A 16,824-nucleotide genomic window follows, 5' to 3' on the forward strand; every position below is an offset into this window, starting at 1 on the left:
ATGCTAACTGCGCCGCTCGCGACGCGATCAAGACCACCCGTGCGGCGGCACCCCGCCCGGCTCAGCCCAACGCGCGGGCCGCCCGCGGCCACCGCACGATGCGAGACAGGACCGTCGTCCGACGGTCCGTACGGTCTGCGCTCTCGGGAGGACCTGCCATGACCGTCAGTCTGGAGCAGTTGCGCCGCTGCCACATCGCCGTCGACCTGGGTGCCGCGAGGACCCGGGTGTTCGTGAAGGGCGCGGGTCTCGTCGTCGACGAACCCAGCGCCGCCGCCGTGAACACGCGCACGGGCGCGCTCATCGCGGTCGGTCAGTTCGCCGAGCAGATGACGGGACGTACGCCGGGCTACATCCGGGTCGTACGGCCGGTGTCCGGCGGCACCGTCGTCGACATCGAGATGGCCCAGCGCATGCTGCGCCACCTCCTCGGCGAGAAGCTCCGCCGCACCCTGCGCCGCAAGCCGCGGCTTCGTGCCGCCGCCTGCACCCCGCACGACGCGGACCCGCTGGCCCAGCGCGCCGCCGTCGAGACGATGGTCGGGCTCGGGGCGCGCAGGGTCGAGCTTGTGGACACGCTCATCGCGGCCGCGGTCGGCTGCGGGCTGCCCGTCGAGCGGCCGGAGGCGACCATGATCCTGGTGTGCGGCGCGGCGACCACGCAGGTCGCGGTGTTGTCGCTCGGGTCGATCGTCACCGCCGAGCGGATCCCGGTCGGCGGCGAGGCCATCGACCACGCGATCGTCCAGCACCTGCGCCACCACCACGAGCTGATGCTGCCCAGTCAGTCGGTACGTCCGCTTCAGCTCGCCCTGCGCGGCAACGGCCTCACTCCGCACGGGCCCGAGTCGACCGAGATCCACGGCCGCGATGTCGCCACGGGGCTCGCCCGCTCGGTGCACGTCGACACCGCCGCCGTCCGCGACGCGATCCACACCCCGCTCACCGCCGTACTTGACGGCATCGGCAAGGTGCTGCGGGACTGCCCGCCGGATCTGGTGGCCGACCTCGCCGATCGCGGGATCATGATGGTCGGCGGCAGCGCGCTGCTCCCCGGCCTCGACCAGATGCTGCGGGACGCGACGGGGATGCCGGTGGCGATCGCCGAGCGGCCCGACGTGTGTGCCGTGCTCGGGCTCGGGGCGATGCTGGAGGGCAAGATCCAGCCGCTGGTCCTCGACCCGCTGTCCGGCTGATCCCGGCCCTCACGCGCTGATCTCAGCACCGCCCCGCGGAAGAGTGCCCGTATGTCGATGACCGTGCGGCTGACCGGCTCCGCGCTGATCCTGCTCGCCTTCGCCCTCGCCCAGGCGGGCAGGCTCGGCACGGGCACCTGGTCCTGCCGCTGGCTGAACTTCGCCGGGTCAGGGCTCACGGCGGGCGATGCTCTCCACGAACGGCAGTGGGGTTCTCGGCTTCTGGAGGGGCGTGGATGGTGGTCTCGTTGCTGAGCCTGGCCAAGAAGGCGCGGGGCGGCGGGGCCGCCGGGGACACAGCCGGAGCCGTGCGATGAACGGCGGCGACCTGCCCCTCCCCCTCGTCCCCCTCCTGGACGCGGTGCTCGGCGTCGGCACGGACCTCGAACTGCACACCACGCTCCAGCACATCGTGGAGAGCGCGACCGAGCTGACGGGCGCCAGATACGGTGCGCTCGGCGTCATCGACCCCGGGCACGGCAAGCTGACCGACCTGTTCACGGCGGGCGTCACCCAGGCCGAGCGGGACCGCATCGGCCCCCTCCCCGACGGTCACTCGGGCCTCATCGGCGCCCTGATCCGCGAGCCGAAGCCGCTCATCCTCGACGACCTGACGACGGACCCGCGCTCGTGCGGCGTCCCGCCGGGGCACCCGGAGATGCACAGCTTCCTGGGCGTTCCGGTGCACGTCCACGACGAGGCGTTCGGCAATCTCTACCTCACCGAGAAGCGCGAGGGCCGCTTCACGGACGAGGACCTGCAACTGCTCCGCATCCTCGCGAGCCAGGCGGGCATCGCCATCGGCAACGCCCGCCTGTACGAGGCGGCAAGGCAGCGCGAGCGGTGGATCGACGGCGCGGCGGCGGTCACCACGGCCCTGCTCACCGGCGAACCGGCGGCCGACGCGCTGATGACGGTCGCCCAGCAGGCCCGGATCCTCGCGAACGCCTCGGCGGGAGTGATCCTGCAGCCCACGGACCAGGGCGGCATGCGGATCGTGGCGGCGGCGACGGCGGAGGACACCGAGCCTCCGAGCGATCCCCCGCGCGAGGCACCGAACGACACCCCGGCCCACCCCCACGAGCTCCAGAACGACCTCATCGGCACCACCATCGAGCCCGGCAGCGCGGTCCTCGAGCAACTGCTCGGGGGCGAGCCGGTGTTCATCGAAGACTCCGCGACCGACCCCCGGATGACCACGCACGTACGGACCAACTTCGGGCCGAGCCTGATGCTGCCGCTGCAGGCGGGCGGACGGCTCATCGGGACGCTCGCGCTGCCCCGCCGCAGGGGCGAGCGCGCCTACACCTCCGTGGAGCGTCTCCTTGCCACCCAGTTCGCCTCGCAGGCCGCCCTTGCCCTCGTCCTGGCGGACGCCCAGCAGAGCCGGCAGCGCCTGGCGGTGTTCGAGGACCGCGACCGCATCGCCCGCGATCTGCACGACCTCGTCGTCCAGCGGCTCTTCGCCACCGGCATGATGCTGGAGTCGACCCGGCGCAGGGACCGCTCGCCCCAGGTCGAGTCCACGCTTGACCAGGCCGTGGACGAGCTGGAGTCCACCATCCAGGAAGTCCGTACGGCGATCTTCGCGCTCCAGCAGCCGCCCGCCGACGCCCCGACCACGTTCCGCGGCAGGGTGATCCGCGAGACGGCGGGCGCGGCTGCCGTGGTCGGCGTGCAGCCCTCCGTGCACTTCACCGGCGCCGTCGACACCCGCGTCACCGACCCGGCGGCGGGCCACCTGCTCGCCGCCCTGCGCCGCGCCCTCGCCACCGCGTCACGCCGCCCCGACGTGACCCGCATCGAGGTGGCGGTGGACGCGCGGGCGACGCTGCCGGACGGCCGGACGGGCGTGCGTCTGACGGTGTACGACGACGGCACGACGGACGGCGTCGGAGCGGGCACGACGACCACCTGGCAGGCCCCTCTCTGAGCAGCGGCGGCCGTGCGGCCCACGCCTCACGCCGCTTCGTACCGGTGCGCCTGGCCGCCCTGCCACTTCACCTGAACCGGATCGTCGAGCAGCCCCTCCGCGTCCGGCAGCCCGGCCCGGCGCAGGAACTCGACGACGTCGGCGTCGCACTGCGCGAGGCCGAGGATCTCCCCGCGGACCGTCACCCGCCGACCGCCCGTGCGGGACGGCGGATGCACGACCACCGGAGCGGCGGCGGCGTCTCCTGCGTGCGCGCTCACCGGCGCTTCCGCGATTGCAGGTACCAAGCCGCGGCGAGGCCGATGACCACCAGGAGGATCAATATCTTCATGAATCCCTCCTGCCCGGGATCCCGGTACTGAAGCTCACTCCCCCGCGCGGAGCCCGTGTCGGTTCGGCGTCGGGAAGGTGGGAAAGCGCAGGGTTGGCATGACATCGGGTCAGCACGGCGCGAGAGCGCCAGGACACGGAGGAGACGGCAGATGCTGTTCGGCAAAGAGCATGTGAAGCGCTACGTGGAGACCGACGGCGCGGAGGGCCACGACTGGCAGGGCACCACGGTGCTGATCCTCACCACGACCGGCCGAAAGAGCGGCGAGCAGCGCAGCACCCCGCTGATCTACCGGCCGCACGGTGACGCGGTGCTGGTGGTGGCCTCGAACGGCGGCGCCGACGCGCCGCCCCTCTGGTACCGCAACCTGGAGGCGGACCCGGAGGTCCAGGTGCAGGTGAAGGGTGACCGCTTCACCGCCCGCGCGCGTACCGCCACCCCGGAGGAGAAGCCGGACATGTGGCGGACCATGGCCGCGACGTGGCCCGCCTACGACGAGTACCAGACCAAGACCGACCGGGAGATCCCGGTCGTGGTCCTGGAGCGCGCCTGAGGTCCGCTCCGGGCCACCAGGAGACCGGCGAGGGCCGGCCGACGATCATCCGCGTGTCGCTGCAAAGGGAAGGACCGGGAGGTTTGCGCTGTTGACGCAGGTGGAATCGTTCCTGCGCCCCAGCGCTGTGGTGGGGCGGGTGGGACTCGAACCCACGGCCGACGGATTATGAGTCCGCTGCTCTAACCGGCTGAGCTACCGCCCCTAACGGCGCGTCGCGCACATTTGTGCGCGCCGTCTGCCGCAGCATAGCCGCTCATACGATCTCCTGCTTCGGATGGTCGGCATCGCTCGACCATGAGGACCTCAGGGCTGCCCACATGGTTCCACCAGGCACGAAAAAGGACCCTTGAGGGCAATCTCAAGGGTCCTTCTCACAGCTCTCCCGACTGGACTCGAACCAGTAACCTGCCGGTTAACAGCCGGCTGCTCTGCCAATTGAGCTACAGGAGACCGAGCTCCCCCGACTGGACTCGAACCAGTAACCTGCCGGTTAACAGCCGGCTGCTCTGCCAATTGAGCTACAGGGGATCGTCTCGTTGCATCGAACGCACCTAGCTGGGAACTCTCCAGGCGGCGGGCGGTCGCTGCGACACATACATTAGCGCAAGCAGGGGGGTGCTCCGCCAATCGGTATCCCCCACCGCCGACTCAGAGCAGCAGACGGGCGACAGACGCTCGACGCCGACGCAAGGGAAGGGTGGCAGCCATGCGCTACCGGCTCACATTCGTGGCGGGACTGGCTCTCGGGTACGTGCTCGGTACCCGGGCCGGACGCGAGCGCTACGAGAAGCTGAAGAAGTCCGCTCGCGAGTTCTCGCAGAACCCGGCCGTGCGCAACACCGTGGAGTCCGCGACGCAGCAGGGACGCGACGTGGCGGGCAAGGCCTTCCACACCGTGTCCGAGAAGGTGGGGGACCGGGTCCCCGACTCGGTGGCCGACCGGGTGCGGTCGCTGCGCGAGCGCGGTCAGGGCAACGGCGAGGACGACTGGGGCACCACCAACACCTAGCCGGGACCGCTCCTGGGAGCTGAGGTACGGGAGATGTCGCGCGGTGCGGCAGAATTCCAAGCATGGGGATAGTCGCAGGGTTGGACAGTTCGCCCGATTTCACGCGCATCGTGGTCTGTGACGCGGACACGGGCGCCGTACTCAAGCAGGGCTATGCCGCGCATCCGACGGAGGGCGGCCCCGATGGCGGCGGCCGTCCGTCGGACGTGGATCCGCAGGCCTGGCTGCTCTCGCTCGGTGAGGCGGCGGGCGGCGGGCTGCTCGAAGGCGTGCAGGCCATCGGCGTCTCCGCGCAGCAGAACGCGGTCATCCCCCTGGACCAGCACGGCAACACCGTGCGGCCCGCGCTCGTCGGCAACGACCGGCGGGCGCAGGTCGCCGCCGCCGACCTGATCGACGGGCTCGGCAGCCGCGAGGCCTGGGCGCAGGCCGTGGGCTGCGTCCCGCAGGCGGCGCACCCCGTGACGAAGCTGCGCTGGCTGGCCAGGACCGAGCCGGAGGCGGCTCAGCGCGTCGCCTCCCTCATGCAGGCACACGACTGGCTGGTGTGGCAGCTCCTCGGGCGGCCCGCGCGGCGCACGACCGACCGCGGCGGAGCCTCCGGGACCGGCTACTGGTCGGCGGCGACCGGTTCGTACCGCCCCGATCTCATCGAGCTCGCGCTCGGGCACCAGGCGATGCTGCCCGAGGTCATCGGTCCCGCGGAGGCGGCGGGTACGACGCCCGAGGGGCTGCTGATATCGGCGGGGACCGGCGAGACGATGGCGGCGGCGTTCGGGCTCGGGGTCCAGCAGGGCGACGCGGTCGTCTCGTTGGGGGCATCGGGGTCCGTGATGGCCGTGCACCACGAGGCGCTTGTCGACCCGAGCGGGACGATCACCTCGCTCGCGGACGCCACCGGGATGCATCTGCCGGTGGTGCACACGCTGAACGCGGTGCGGGTGCTGCGGGGCGCCGCCGAGATGCTCGGGGTGGCCGACCTCGAAGGACTCTCCGATCTGGCCATGAAATCGACGCCGGGTGCGCACGGGCTCGTACTCCTGCCGTATCTGGAGGGTGAGAAGACGCCGAATCTGCCGCACGCGGCGGGCACACTGACCGGCCTTCGGCGCGAGTCGATGCGGCCCGAGCATCTGGCGCGGGCGGCCTTCGAGGGCATGCTGTGCGGGCTCGGGGACGCGCTCGACGTGCTGCGGGGCCGTGGCGTGGACGTGCGCCGGGTGTTCCTGCTCGGCGCGGCGGCCGAGCTGCCGGCCGTGCAGGCCGCTGCGCCGATGCTGTTCGGCACGCAGGTGGTGGTGCCGCAGCCCGCGGACTACGCGGCGATCGGTGCGGCGCGGCAGGCGGCCTGGGCGCTGAACGGCCAACTGCCGTACTGGCAGGGGGCGTCCGCGCAGGTCTTCGAGCCGGGCGAGGAGCAGTCCGTGGGCCAGGCGGTGCGCCAGCAGTACCGGACCGTACGGGAGCAGGCCCATCCGGGGGCGTTCGCAGCGAGCGGCTCCTGAAGCGCCCCGCCAGGGGTGTGCCCGCTTCTTGACCCAGGCAACATTTTTACCGGGTCATGGCTTAATCGGTTGCGCACGCCGGGGTGCGGTATCGGAGTATGGGTGGCGCCCACGCCAGAATCCCCGCCCACGCCTCTCCGAGAGACTCCGTGCTCATACGACTCCTGCGGGCCCATCTGGGTCCGTACAAGAAGCCCATCGCCCTGCTGGTGCTGCTGCAGTTCCTGCAGACCTGCGCCTCGCTGTATCTGCCCACGCTCAACGCCGACATCATCGACGAGGGTGTCGTGAAGGGCGACACGGGCTACATCCTGTCGTTCGGCGGCATCATGATCGCCGTCACCGTCGCCCAGGTGGTCTGCAACGTAGGCGCCGTCTACTACGGCGCCCGCACCGCGTCCGCGCTCGGCCGCGACGTCCGGGCCGCCGTCTTCGACCGCGTGCAGTCGTTCTCCGCACGGGAGTTGGGGCAGTTCGGCGCGCCGTCGCTGATCACCCGGACCACGAACGACGTCCAGCAGGTGCAGATGCTGGTCCTGATGTCGTTCACGCTGATGGTGTCGGCGCCGATCATGTGCGTCGGCGGCATCATCATGGCCCTCGGCCTCGACGTACCGCTCTCGGGTGTCCTGATCGCCGTCGTGCCCGTCCTCGCGATCTGCGTGAGCCTGATCGTGAAGCGTCTTCGGCCGCTCTTCCGCACCATGCAGGTGCGCCTGGACACCGTGAACCGCGTGCTGCGCGAGCAGATCACCGGTAACCGCGTCATCCGCGCCTTCGTCCGCGACGAGTACGAGAAGGACCGCTTCCGGAAGGCCAACGCCGAGCTGACCGAGGTGTCGCTCGGCACCGGCAAGCTGCTCGCGCTGATGTTCCCGATCGTCATGACCGTCGTGAACATCTCGTCGATCGCCGTGGTGTGGTTCGGCGCGCACCGCATCGACAGCGGCGGCATGCAGATCGGGGCGCTCACCGCGTTCCTCGCGTATCTGATGCAGATCGTGATGTCCGTGATGATGGCCACCTTCATGTTCATGATGGTGCCGCGCGCCGAGGTCTGCGCCGAGCGCATCGAGGAGGTCCTTGACACCGAGAGCAGCGTGGTGCCCCCGGCCTCCCCCGTACGGGAGTTGAAGCGCCACGGCCACTTGGAGATCCGCGACGCGGGCTTCCGCTACCCCGGTGCCGAGGAGCCCGTCCTGAAGGCCGTCGACCTGGTCGCGCGGCCCGGTGAGACGACCGCCGTGATCGGCTCGACCGGCAGCGGCAAGTCGACGCTGCTCAGCCTCGTGCCGCGGCTCATCGACACCACCGAGGGCGAGGTCCTGGTGGACGGCGTGCCCGTGCACACCATCGAGCCGGCGCTGCTCGCGAGGACCGTGGGCCTGGTGCCGCAGAAGCCGTACCTCTTCGCCGGCACGGTCGCCACCAACCTCCGCTACGGAAACCCGGACGCGACGGACGACGACCTCTGGCACGCGCTCGACGTCGCCCAGGCCAAGGGCTTCGTCGAGAGCCTGGAGGAGGGCCTGAACGCGCCCATCTCGCAGGGCGGCACGAACGTCTCCGGCGGTCAGCGCCAACGGCTCGCCATCGCGCGGACCCTGGTGCAGCGCCCCGAGATCTATCTCTTCGACGACTCCTTCTCGGCCCTGGACTACGCGACGGACGCCGCCCTGCGGGCCGCGCTCGGCCGCGAGACCGCCGAGGCGACCGTCGTGATCGTCGCCCAGCGCGTGTCGACGATCAGGGACGCCGACCGCATCATCGTCCTCGACGAGGGCCGGGTCGTGGGGACGGGACGCCATCGCGAGCTGATGGAGAGCAATGAGACCTACCGGGAGATCGTGCTCTCCCAGCTGACGGAAGCGGAGGCCGCGTAATGGCCGGTCCGGGCGGACACCAGATGATGGGGCCGGATTCCCGGTCGATGGATTTCAAGGGGTCGGGCAAACGGCTCCTGGCGCAGTTCAGGCCCGAGCGCGCCACGATGTACGGGATGCTCGCGGCCGGAGTGCTCAGCGTGGCGCTGACCGTGCTCGGCCCGAAGATCCTCGGCAAGGCGACCGACCTGCTCTTCGCGGGCATCGTCGGTCGTGACATGCCGGAGGGCGTCACCAAGGACCAGGCCATCGAGGGCCTGCGCGACAAGGGCGACGGCGGGATGGCCGACATGCTCTCCGGGGTCGACTTCACGCCGGGCGAGGGCATCGACTTCGGCGCGGTGGGCGAGGTGCTGCTGCTCGCGCTCGGGGCGTTCCTGATCGCGGGTCTGCTGATGGCGGTGGCGACGCGTCTCTCCAACCGCGCCATCAACAAGACCGTCTTCAAGATGCGCGGCGACGTACAGGAGAAGCTGTCGCGGCTTCCGCTGTCGTACTTCGACAAGCGGCAGCGCGGCGAGGTCCTCAGCCGGGCGACGAACGACCTCGACAACATCGGCCAGACCCTGCAGCAGACCATGGGCCAGCTGGTGAACTCCCTGCTCACCATCGTCGGCGTACTGGTGATGATGTTCTACGTCTCGCCGCTGCTCGCCCTGGTCGCGCTGGTCACCGTGCCGCTGTCGTTCTTCGTGGCGACGAAGGTCGGCAAGCGGTCGCAGCCGCAGTTCGTGCAGCAGTGGAAGTCCACCGGCAAGCTCAACGCGCACATCGAGGAGATGTACACCGGGCACAACCTGGTGAAGGTCTTCGGGCGCCAGGAGGAGTCGGCGAAGGCGTTCGCCGAGCAGAACGACGCGCTGTACGAGGCCGGGTTCAAGGCGCAGTTCAACAGCGGGGCCATGCAGCCGCTGATGTTCTTCATGTCGAACCTCAACTACGTCCTGGTGGCCGTGGTGGGTGGCCTGCGGGTCGCGTCCGGTGCGCTGTCGATCGGTGACGTGCAGGCCTTCATCCAGTACTCGCGGCAGTTCTCGATGCCGCTCACGCAGGTCGCATCGATGGCGAACCTGGTGCAGTCCGGTGTCGCATCGGCCGAGCGGGTCTTCGAACTCCTCGACGCGGAGGAGCAGGAGGCCGACCCGGCGCACGGGACGCGTCCCGACCAGTTGCGCGGCCAGGTCGAGATGGACAAGGTGTCCTTCCGCTACGAGAAGGACAAGCCGCTCATCGAGGACCTGTCCCTGAAGGTCGATCCCGGCCACACGGTGGCGATCGTCGGTCCGACAGGCGCGGGCAAGACCACGCTGGTCAATCTCCTGATGCGGTTCTACGAGGTCACCGGCGGGCGCATCACGCTCGACGGGGTCGACATCTCGAAGATGTCGCGCGACGAACTGCGGTCCGGCATCGGCATGGTGCTCCAGGACACCTGGCTGTTCGGCGGCACGATCGCGGAGAACATCGCGTACGGAGCGGCCAAGGACGTCACCCGCGAGGAGATCGAGGAGGCGGCGCGGGCGGCCCACGCCGACCGCTTCTGCCGCACGCTGCCCGACGGCTACGACACGGTGATCGACGACGAGGGCACGGGGGTGAGCGCGGGCGAGAAGCAGCTGATCACGATCGCCCGTGCGTTCCTGTCCGACCCGGTGATCCTGGTCCTGGACGAGGCGACCAGCTCGGTCGACACCCGTACGGAGGTGCTCATCCAGAAGGCGATGGCGCGGCTCGCCCACGGGCGGACCTCGTTCGTCATCGCCCACCGGCTCTCCACGATCCGGGACGCGGACACGATTCTGGTGATGGAGGACGGCTCGATCGTCGAGCAGGGCACGCATGACGCGTTGCTGGCCGCCGAGGGCGCGTACGCGCGTCTGTACGCGGCTCAGTTCGCGCAGGCCGTGGCCGAGGTCGACTAGGCCGGAACTATCTCGACTAGGCCGACTAGTCGAGATAGCCCCGCAGCTGGTCCGCGAAGGCGTGGTCCCGCAGCTTGTTGAGGGTCTTGGACTCGATCTGGCGGATGCGTTCGCGTGTCACGCCGAAGATCCGTCCTATCTCCTCCAGGGTGCGGGGCCTGCCGTCCGCGAGGCCGTAGCGCAGCTGGACCACCTTGCGTTCGCGCTCGCCGAGCGTGGAGAGCACCGCCTCCAGGTGCTCGCGCAGGAGCAGGAAGGCCGCCGATTCGACGGGGCTCGTCGCGTCGCCGTCCTCGATGAGGTCGCCCAGCGCGACGTCGTCCTCCTCGCCCACGGGCGCGTGCAGCGACACCGGTTCCTGGGCCAGGCGCAGGACCTCGCTGACCCGCTCGTGCGGCAGGTCCAGTTGGGCGGCGACCTCTTCGGGCGTCGGTTCGTACCCCCGCTCCTGGAGCATGCGGCGCTGGACGCGGACGACGCGGTTGATCAGCTCCACGACGTGCACGGGGACGCGGATGGTGCGGGCCTGGTCGGCGAGGGCCCGCGACATCGCCTGGCGGATCCACCAGGTCGCGTACGTGGAGAATTTGTAGCCGCGTGCGTAGTCGAACTTCTCGACTGCCCTGATCAGGCCCAGGTTTCCCTCCTGGACGAGGTCGAGCATGGTCAGTCCGCGCCCGACATACCGCTTGGCGACGGAGACGACCAGGCGGAGATTGGCCTCGATCAGGCGGCGCTTGGCCATCCGGCCCACGACGACCAACTTGTCCAGGTCGAGCGCGAGTTGGGAGTCCAGGTCGATAGCGAGGCGCAGTTTCTCCTCGGCGAAGAGGCCGGCCTCGACGCTGCGCGCGAGTTCCACTTCCTCCGCCGCCGTGAGCAGGGGGATCCGGCCGATCTCGCGCAGATACTGGCGGAACAGGTCGGACGAGGGGCCTCCGGTGTCGGCGCGACCGCGGGGGGCGGGCGGCAGGGGCAGCTCACCGCTGTCCGGTTCGAGCGCCTCCGGGGCGTCCGGGGGTTCGGGAGCCGCCTCCACCCCGGGGCTCGCGGGACCCGCCTCCGGGTGCCGCGCGGCGCGGCTCTGCTGGGGTACGGCCGTGATGACGTCCGTATCCGCCACCGCCTCCGCTTCCACTTCCGCGGCGATGGCGGTCTCGGTCTGGCTGAGGGTCTGGGTCTGCACGGGGGCGACCTCCATGATGATCGCTGCTGAGGCGTGCGGCAGCGGTACAGCGGGATCGGCATCGACGGCCTCGCCGCTGTCCGTCCCGAACACGATGTGTGGAATCGCGGGTGTACCGGATCCGCATCCGCTGTCTGCGGGCCGGCCGCGCTCCGAGGACTCAGGCACCGCAACCCAGTGTGGGGTACGACACACGGCCGCCACGAGGGGCGTGCGGTGACTTTTTGAGTCCGGTCCGTGACCGCGTGGTTACCCGACGGGTAACCAGCGCCGCGCTACGTGAACCTCGGAGCGAACCTCAGAGTGCGCCCGGGGTGAGCCCGGGGTGAGCCCCGGCGGGAGCTCAGAGCGCGTCGGCGCCGCGCTCGCGCAGCGCCTGCGCGTACTGCTGGAGGACCCACAATTCGTTCTGGACTGCGGCCAGTTGCGCCGGGTCGCCCTGTGCGCTCAGCCGGGTCAGGCTGCCCTGGACGTCGCGGATGCGGCGGTCGACGGCGCGCAGCCGGACCTGGACGAGCTGGACGCCCGCGTACATCTCGTCCACGGTCTTGCGCAGGATCGCCTCGACGGCCAGCTCCGTGACCATGGCGCGGACCGTGTTGTCCGGGGCGGCGTCCAGGACGCGGGCGAGGTAGGTCTGCGGCTCGGGGATGCCCGCCTCGGCGCCGCCCGCCTCCTCGACGCACTGGCGCACCGCCGCGTACGGCGGCGCGGTGAACTCGTCCACGCCGTACGCGTCGAAGGCCGGGGAGACCAGCTCCGGGCGCTGCAGGGCCAGTTTGAGCAGCTCGCGCTCGGTGCGGTGGGCGGGGCTGCGGAGGGTGAGCGCGGGGCCCGAGGGCGCGGAAGGCCCCGTGGCCGCGTACTGCTGGTTCTGGTGCGTGCGCTGCTGCTGCGGGGCCGGGCCCCGGCCGCCCCGGTCGCGGGCCCAACGCGCCAGCTGGGCCACGCGCTTGACCACGAACTGGGTGTCCAGGATGCCGAGCATCCCGGCGAGCTGTACGGCCACTTCGTGCTGCGCGCCGCTGTTCTTGATGCGGGCCACGACCGGCGCCGACTCGTCCAGGGCGGCGGCGCGGCCCGCGGGGGTCTCCAGGTCGTACCGCCCGACGATCTGGCGCAGCGCGAACTCGAAGAGCGGCGTGCGGGGTTCGACGAGGTCGGCGACCGCTCCGTCCCCCTTGGCCAGGCGCAGCTCGCAGGGGTCCATGCCATCGGGCGCGATGGCGATGTACGTCTCGGCGGCGAACTTCTGGTCGTCCTCGAAGGCGCGCAGGGCGGCCTTCTGGCCTGCCGCGTCACCGTCGAAGGTGAAGATCACCCGAGCGCTTCCGTTGTCCATCAGAAGGCGGCGCAGGATCTTGATGTGGTCGCCGCCGAAGGCGGTGCCGCAGGTCGCGATGGCCGTGGTGACACCGGCGAGGTGGCAGGCCATGACGTCCGTGTACCCCTCGACGACGACCGCGCGGGAGGTCTTGGCGATCTCCTTCTTGGCCAGGTCGACGCCGTAGAGCACCTGGCCCTTCTTGTAGATCGGCGTCTCGGGGGTGTTGAGGTACTTCGGGCCGTTGTCGTCCTCGCGCAGCTTGCGCGCGCCGAAGCCGACGACCTCGCCGCTGATGTCGCGGATGGGCCACATCAGACGGCCGCGGAAGCGGTCGATGGGGCCGCGGCGGCCCTCCTGGGAGATGCCGGAGAGGGTGAGCTCCTTGTCGGTGAACCCCTTGCCGCGCAGAAACCGGGTGAGGTGGTCCCAGCCCGCCGGGCTGTAGCCGACGCCGAAGTGCGCGGCAGCGGCCTGGTCGAAGCCGCGCTCGGCCAGGAACTTGCGGCCGATCTCCGCCTCGGGGCTCTCCAGCTGGTCGATGTAGAACTGCGCGGCGATCTTGTGGGCCTCGACGAGGCGGATGCGCTCCCCGCGCTGGTTCGAGGGGTTGTACCCGCCCTCCTCGTACCGCAGCGTGATGCCCGCCTGGGCGGCGAGGCGCTCGACCGTCTCCGAGAAGGTGAGGTGGTCGATCTTCATCACGAAGGCGATCGTGTCGCCGCCTTCCTGGCAGCCGAAGCAGTGGAAGAGACCCTTGCTCGGGCTGACCTGGAAGGACGGTGACTTCTCGTCGTGGAAGGGGCACAGGCCCTTGAGGTTGCCTCCGCCCGCGTTCCGCAGCTGGAGGTAGTCGGAGACCACGGCGTCGATCGGGACCGCGTCCCGAACCGCCTTCACGTCCTCGTCATTGATCCTGCCTGCCACGTAGGAATACTACGGCCCTGCTGTGACACTCCCGCCCGGCCCCGTCACCGGAGCAGCGACTCCAGGGGGACGGACGGATCCGACAGTGACTCGGCCGGCGGCCGTGCACCCGCGCGGATCAGCTTCTGGATGGTGTCCGTGACGTCCCACACATTCACGTTCATCCCGGCGAGCACCCGTCCCTCGCTCAGCCAGAAGGCGACGAACTCCCGCTTCCCGGCGTCGCCCCGGACCACGACCTGGTCGTACGACCCCGGGGGCGCCCATCCCGAGTACTCGAGACCCACGTCGTACTGGTCCGAGAAGAAGTAGGGCACCCGGTCGTACGTCACGTCCTTGCCGAGCATCGCGCGGGCCGCGGCGGGGCCGCCGTTGAGGGCGTTCGCCCAGTGCTCCACGCGCAGCCTCATGTCGAAGAGCGGGTGCTGGACGGCGGCCACGTCGCCCGCGGCGAAGATGTCCGGGTCCGAGGTCCGCAGGGAGGCGTCGACCACGACGCCGCCGCCGTGCGCGCGGTCGGCGAGTTCGAGACCGGCGGACTCGGCGAGCGCGGTGCGTGGTGCGGCGCCGATCGCGGCGAGCACGTCGTGCGCCGGGTGCTCCTCGCCGTCGTCCGTGCGGGCGGCAAGGACCATGCCGTCCTGTCCCGCGATCTCGGTGAGCGTGGCGCCGAAGTGGAAGCGCACGCCGTGCTCGGCGTGCAGGTCGGTGAACATCTGGCCGAGCTCGGGGCCGAGGACCGCGTGCAGCGGGGTGGGCTGGGGCTCGACGACGGTGACCTCCGCGCCGTACGTCCGCGCGGCCGCGGCGACCTCCAGGCCGATCCAGCCCGCTCCCGCGATCACCAGGTGGCCGTTGTCACGGCCGAGACTGGCGAGAACCTGACGCAGCCGGTCGGCGTGCGCGAGGCGGCGCAGGTGGTGCACGCCCACCAGGCCGGTGCCGGGGACGTCCAGACGGCGCGGCTCGGCCCCGGTGACCAGGAGGAGTTTGTCGTAGTGGATGACGGCTCGGTCACCGAGGTGGACGGCCTTGGCCGCGCGGTCGATGGAGACGACGGTCTGGCCGAGATGCAGCTCCACGTCCGACTGGGCGTACCAGGCGGGTTCATGGACGAAGACGCTGTCGCGCTCTTCCTTGCCCAGGAGATACCCCTTCGACAGGGGTGGGCGCTCGTACGGGTGGTCGCGTTCGTCGCCGATGAGGATCACCCGGCCGGTGAAGCCCTCGGACCGGAGTGTCTCGGCCGCTTTCGCGCCCGCGAGACCTCCTCCGACAATGACGAACGTCTGATCCGCGTCGACCACTTGATGCCTCCTCAAAGCCTTGCCGTCAGGGGGGAGCGTCCCGCACGGAGTGTGATGGGGGAAGGGGTTGCGACCCGATCCGGCCAGTTTTCGTCACGCCCCGTGGTCGATCGGGTTATTCCGCATATGTCAGGGGTGTCGTGTCGTGAGCCGCGCGTGCAGCGAACGCGCGGCGGCGTCCGTGAGCGACGCAATCTGGTCGACGACCACGCGCAGCGCCGCGCGGTCGTCGGTCGCCGTGTCGTACAGCGCGCGGAACTGCGGGTCGAGTCCTTCGGGGGCCCGGGCCGTGAGCGCGTCGGCCAGCTCGGCGACGACGATCCGCTGGTCCGCGCGCAGCCGCTCCTGGGCGGGGCGCTGCATCACGTAGCGGTCGGCGACGGCCTTGAGGACCGCGCACTCGTGGCGGGCCTCGCGCGGGACGACGAGCTCGGCGGCGTACCGCGTCAGGGGGCCCTTGCCGTACCGCGCGCGGGTGGCGCTCTCCGCCGCGAGGCAGAAGTGGCCGATGAGCTGGCTCGTGGCGTCCTTCAGGCGGCCCTGGGCGATGGCCGATCCGTCGTACCCGTGCGGCCACCACTCCTGTTCCAGGAGGCGGTCGAGGGCCTCGGAGAGCTCTTCGGGGTCCGTGTCCTCCGGTACGTACCGACCGATGGCGACGGCGAAGATGTCCTGGCGCTCGGGCTCCGCGTGCAGCAGGTTCGGGTCGAGGTGTCCGGCGTGCAGCCCGTCCTCGATGTCGTGCACCGAGTACGCCACGTCGTCCGACCAGTCCATGACCTGGGCCTCGAAGCAGATGCGGCGGCTCGGGGCCTCCTTGCGGACCCAGTCGAAGACCGGACGGTCGTCTTCGTAGACCCCGAACTTGAGGGACTCGAGGTCGGTGGGGTGAGCGCCGCGCGGCCAGGGGTACTTGGTGGCGGCGTCCAGGGCGGCGCGGGTCAGGTTGAGCCCCACGCTGACGAGTTCGTCCGTCTCCTCGCTCCTGACGAAGCGCTTCGGCTCGATGCGGGTGAGGAGCCGCAGGGACTGGGCGTTGCCCTCGAAGCCGCCGCAGCTCTCGGCCACTTCGTTCAGCGCCTGCTCGCCGTTGTGCCCGAAGGGCGGGTGGCCCATGTCGTGGGAGAGGCAGGCGGTCTCCACCAGGTCCGGGTCGCAGCCGAGGGCGGCGCCGAGCTCGCGGCCGACCTGGGCGCACTCCAGGGAGTGCGTCAGACGGGTGCGTGCGCTGGCGTCCCATGCCTCGTTGCTGCGCGTGCCGGGGGTGACCACCTGGGTCTTTCCGGCGAGGCGGCGCAGCGCGGAGGAGTGCAGGACGCGGGCGCGGTCCCGCTGGAAGGCGGTGCGCCCCGGCCTCTTGTCCGGCTCGGTGGCCCATCGCTCGACGGCACCCTTGTCATAGGCCGCCTCGTCGTCGTACGCGTTCGGTGCAGTGCCTTCCATGCACCGACAGTAAACGCAAGCAGTGACAAAGGGGGCTTCAGGGCCTCTCGGTGGCCGACAGACGACTGTCAGGCGGAGGTCAGCTGACGGGGCGGAACCTGCGTGGCGGCCGGGGTCGCGGTGGTCGGCGTGACGGTCTGCGTGGCGGTCGCGCGGGCCTGGTCGTAGCGGTGCAGCAGGAGGCGGGCCATCGCCTGGTGGGCGCCGAGCGGGGCCGCCGCGATCCAGGGGGCGGCGTCGGCGCACTGCGTGGCGAAGCGGCCGGGCGCCGTGAAGTACGAGGCCACGGCGGTGCGGTGGCG

13 protein-coding genes, 3 tRNA genes and 1 pseudogene are annotated in these 16,824 nt (G+C 70.7%); 8 read left to right on the forward strand and 9 right to left on the reverse strand.

Annotated features, from left to right (window positions below; genetic code table 11):
* Window positions 1–158 precede the first annotated feature (158 nt).
* The 3 genes from ABD378_RS14585 to ABD378_RS14595 are packed head-to-tail and all read left to right on the forward strand — an operon-like array spanning window position 159 to window position 3,129.
* Complete coding sequence (locus ABD378_RS14585) at window positions 159–1,196, forward strand: rod shape-determining protein (RefSeq protein ID WP_344521236.1); 1,038 nt, start codon at window positions 159–161, stop codon at window positions 1,194–1,196.
* A 51-nt stretch (window positions 1,197–1,247) separates the two neighbouring features.
* Window positions 1,248–1,451, forward strand: a complete 204-nt coding sequence (locus ABD378_RS14590; protein ID WP_344521238.1) for a CBU_0592 family membrane protein — start codon at window positions 1,248–1,250, stop codon at window positions 1,449–1,451.
* Between the two features lie 58 nt (window positions 1,452–1,509).
* A complete protein-coding gene (locus ABD378_RS14595) occupies window positions 1,510–3,129 on the forward strand; it encodes a GAF domain-containing protein (RefSeq protein ID WP_344521240.1) in 1,620 nt (539 codons plus the stop codon).
* Window positions 3,130–3,155: 26 nt separating this feature from the next.
* On the opposite strand, the gene ABD378_RS14600 is transcribed toward ABD378_RS14595, so the two are convergent.
* Complete coding sequence (locus tag ABD378_RS14600) at window positions 3,156–3,389, reverse strand: hypothetical protein (protein ID WP_344521242.1); 234 nt, start codon at window positions 3,387–3,389, stop codon at window positions 3,156–3,158.
* Between the two features lie 222 nt (window positions 3,390–3,611).
* Here ABD378_RS14600 and ABD378_RS14605 point away from each other — a divergent pair, with 222 nt between their 5' ends.
* On the forward strand, window positions 3,612–4,013 hold the full coding sequence (locus tag ABD378_RS14605; RefSeq protein WP_344521244.1) for a nitroreductase family deazaflavin-dependent oxidoreductase: 402 nt from the start codon (window positions 3,612–3,614) through the stop codon (window positions 4,011–4,013).
* 128 nt (window positions 4,014–4,141) lie between these two features.
* On the opposite strand, the gene ABD378_RS14610 is transcribed toward ABD378_RS14605, so the two are convergent.
* From ABD378_RS14610 to ABD378_RS14620, 3 genes are all read right to left on the reverse strand, one after another.
* Window positions 4,142–4,218 (reverse strand) — tRNA-Ile (locus tag ABD378_RS14610).
* 175 nt (window positions 4,219–4,393) lie between these two features.
* Window positions 4,394–4,466, reverse strand: a tRNA-Asn gene (locus tag ABD378_RS14615).
* Window positions 4,467–4,471: 5 nt separating this feature from the next.
* Window positions 4,472–4,544 (reverse strand) — tRNA-Asn (locus ABD378_RS14620).
* Window positions 4,545–4,722: 178 nt separating this feature from the next.
* Between ABD378_RS14620 and ABD378_RS14625 the strand changes: the two genes are divergently transcribed.
* From ABD378_RS14625 to ABD378_RS14640, 4 genes are all read left to right on the forward strand, one after another.
* The gene (locus tag ABD378_RS14625) at window positions 4,723–5,025 is read left to right on the forward strand and encodes a YtxH domain-containing protein (protein WP_344521246.1); all 303 of its coding nucleotides are present in this window, start codon (window positions 4,723–4,725) and stop codon (window positions 5,023–5,025) included.
* A 62-nt stretch (window positions 5,026–5,087) separates the two neighbouring features.
* Window positions 5,088–6,530, forward strand: coding sequence for a xylulokinase (locus tag ABD378_RS14630; protein ID WP_344521248.1), 1,443 nt, complete (start codon window positions 5,088–5,090; stop codon window positions 6,528–6,530).
* Window positions 6,531–6,679: 149 nt separating this feature from the next.
* Entirely contained in the window at window positions 6,680–8,413 is a 1,734-nt protein-coding gene (locus ABD378_RS14635) for an ABC transporter ATP-binding protein (protein ID WP_344521250.1), read from the forward strand.
* Window positions 8,413–10,335, forward strand: coding sequence for an ABC transporter ATP-binding protein (locus tag ABD378_RS14640; protein WP_344521252.1), 1,923 nt, complete (start codon window positions 8,413–8,415; stop codon window positions 10,333–10,335). Before ABD378_RS14635 ends, ABD378_RS14640 begins: the two co-directional genes overlap by 1 nt.
* Before the next feature lie 25 nt (window positions 10,336–10,360).
* Here the strand turns inward: ABD378_RS14640 and ABD378_RS14645 are convergent, their stop codons facing one another.
* The 5 genes and pseudogenes from ABD378_RS14645 to ABD378_RS14665 all read right to left on the reverse strand — a co-directional run.
* A complete protein-coding gene (locus tag ABD378_RS14645; protein ID WP_344521254.1) occupies window positions 10,361–11,689 on the reverse strand; it encodes an RNA polymerase sigma factor in 1,329 nt (442 codons plus the stop codon).
* Between the two features lie 175 nt (window positions 11,690–11,864).
* Window positions 11,865–13,772: a DNA primase gene (gene dnaG / locus ABD378_RS14650; protein ID WP_344521256.1), complete on the reverse strand. Its 1,908-nt coding sequence runs from the start codon at window positions 13,770–13,772 to the stop codon at window positions 11,865–11,867.
* Window positions 13,773–13,816: 44 nt separating this feature from the next.
* Window positions 13,817–15,079 (reverse strand): NAD(P)/FAD-dependent oxidoreductase, encoded by a 1,263-nt coding sequence (locus ABD378_RS14655; RefSeq protein ID WP_344521258.1) that lies wholly within the window; start codon window positions 15,077–15,079, stop codon window positions 13,817–13,819.
* A gap of 129 nt (window positions 15,080–15,208) precedes the next feature.
* On the reverse strand, window positions 15,209–16,522 hold the full coding sequence (locus ABD378_RS14660; RefSeq protein ID WP_344521260.1) for a deoxyguanosinetriphosphate triphosphohydrolase: 1,314 nt from the start codon (window positions 16,520–16,522) through the stop codon (window positions 15,209–15,211).
* A 68-nt stretch (window positions 16,523–16,590) separates the two neighbouring features.
* Window positions 16,591–16,824: pseudogene (locus tag ABD378_RS14665) on the reverse strand (hypothetical protein); the annotation flags it as partial.

The sequence above is a fragment of the Streptomyces rectiviolaceus genome (assembly GCF_039533825.1).
In the GTDB taxonomy this organism is placed as follows: domain Bacteria; phylum Actinomycetota; class Actinomycetes; order Streptomycetales; family Streptomycetaceae; genus Streptomyces; species Streptomyces rectiviolaceus.

What these genes read in the sequence shown, in the direction of transcription:
- ABD378_RS14660 (WP_344521260.1), bottom strand. Translation starts at nt 16,522, where the DNA reads ATGGAAGGCACTGCACCGAACGCGTACGACGACGAGGCGGCCTATGAC.
- ABD378_RS14590 (WP_344521238.1), top strand. Translation starts at nt 1,248, where the DNA reads ATGTCGATGACCGTGCGGCTGACCGGCTCCGCGCTGATCCTGCTCGCC.
- ABD378_RS14630 (WP_344521248.1), top strand. Translation starts at nt 5,088, where the DNA reads ATGGGGATAGTCGCAGGGTTGGACAGTTCGCCCGATTTCACGCGCATC.
- ABD378_RS14640 (WP_344521252.1), top strand. Translation starts at nt 8,413, where the DNA reads ATGGCCGGTCCGGGCGGACACCAGATGATGGGGCCGGATTCCCGGTCG.
- ABD378_RS14625 (WP_344521246.1), top strand. Translation starts at nt 4,723, where the DNA reads ATGCGCTACCGGCTCACATTCGTGGCGGGACTGGCTCTCGGGTACGTG.
- ABD378_RS14605 (WP_344521244.1), top strand. Translation starts at nt 3,612, where the DNA reads ATGCTGTTCGGCAAAGAGCATGTGAAGCGCTACGTGGAGACCGACGGC.
- ABD378_RS14585 (WP_344521236.1), top strand. Translation starts at nt 159, where the DNA reads ATGACCGTCAGTCTGGAGCAGTTGCGCCGCTGCCACATCGCCGTCGAC.
- ABD378_RS14595 (WP_344521240.1), top strand. Translation starts at nt 1,510, where the DNA reads ATGAACGGCGGCGACCTGCCCCTCCCCCTCGTCCCCCTCCTGGACGCG.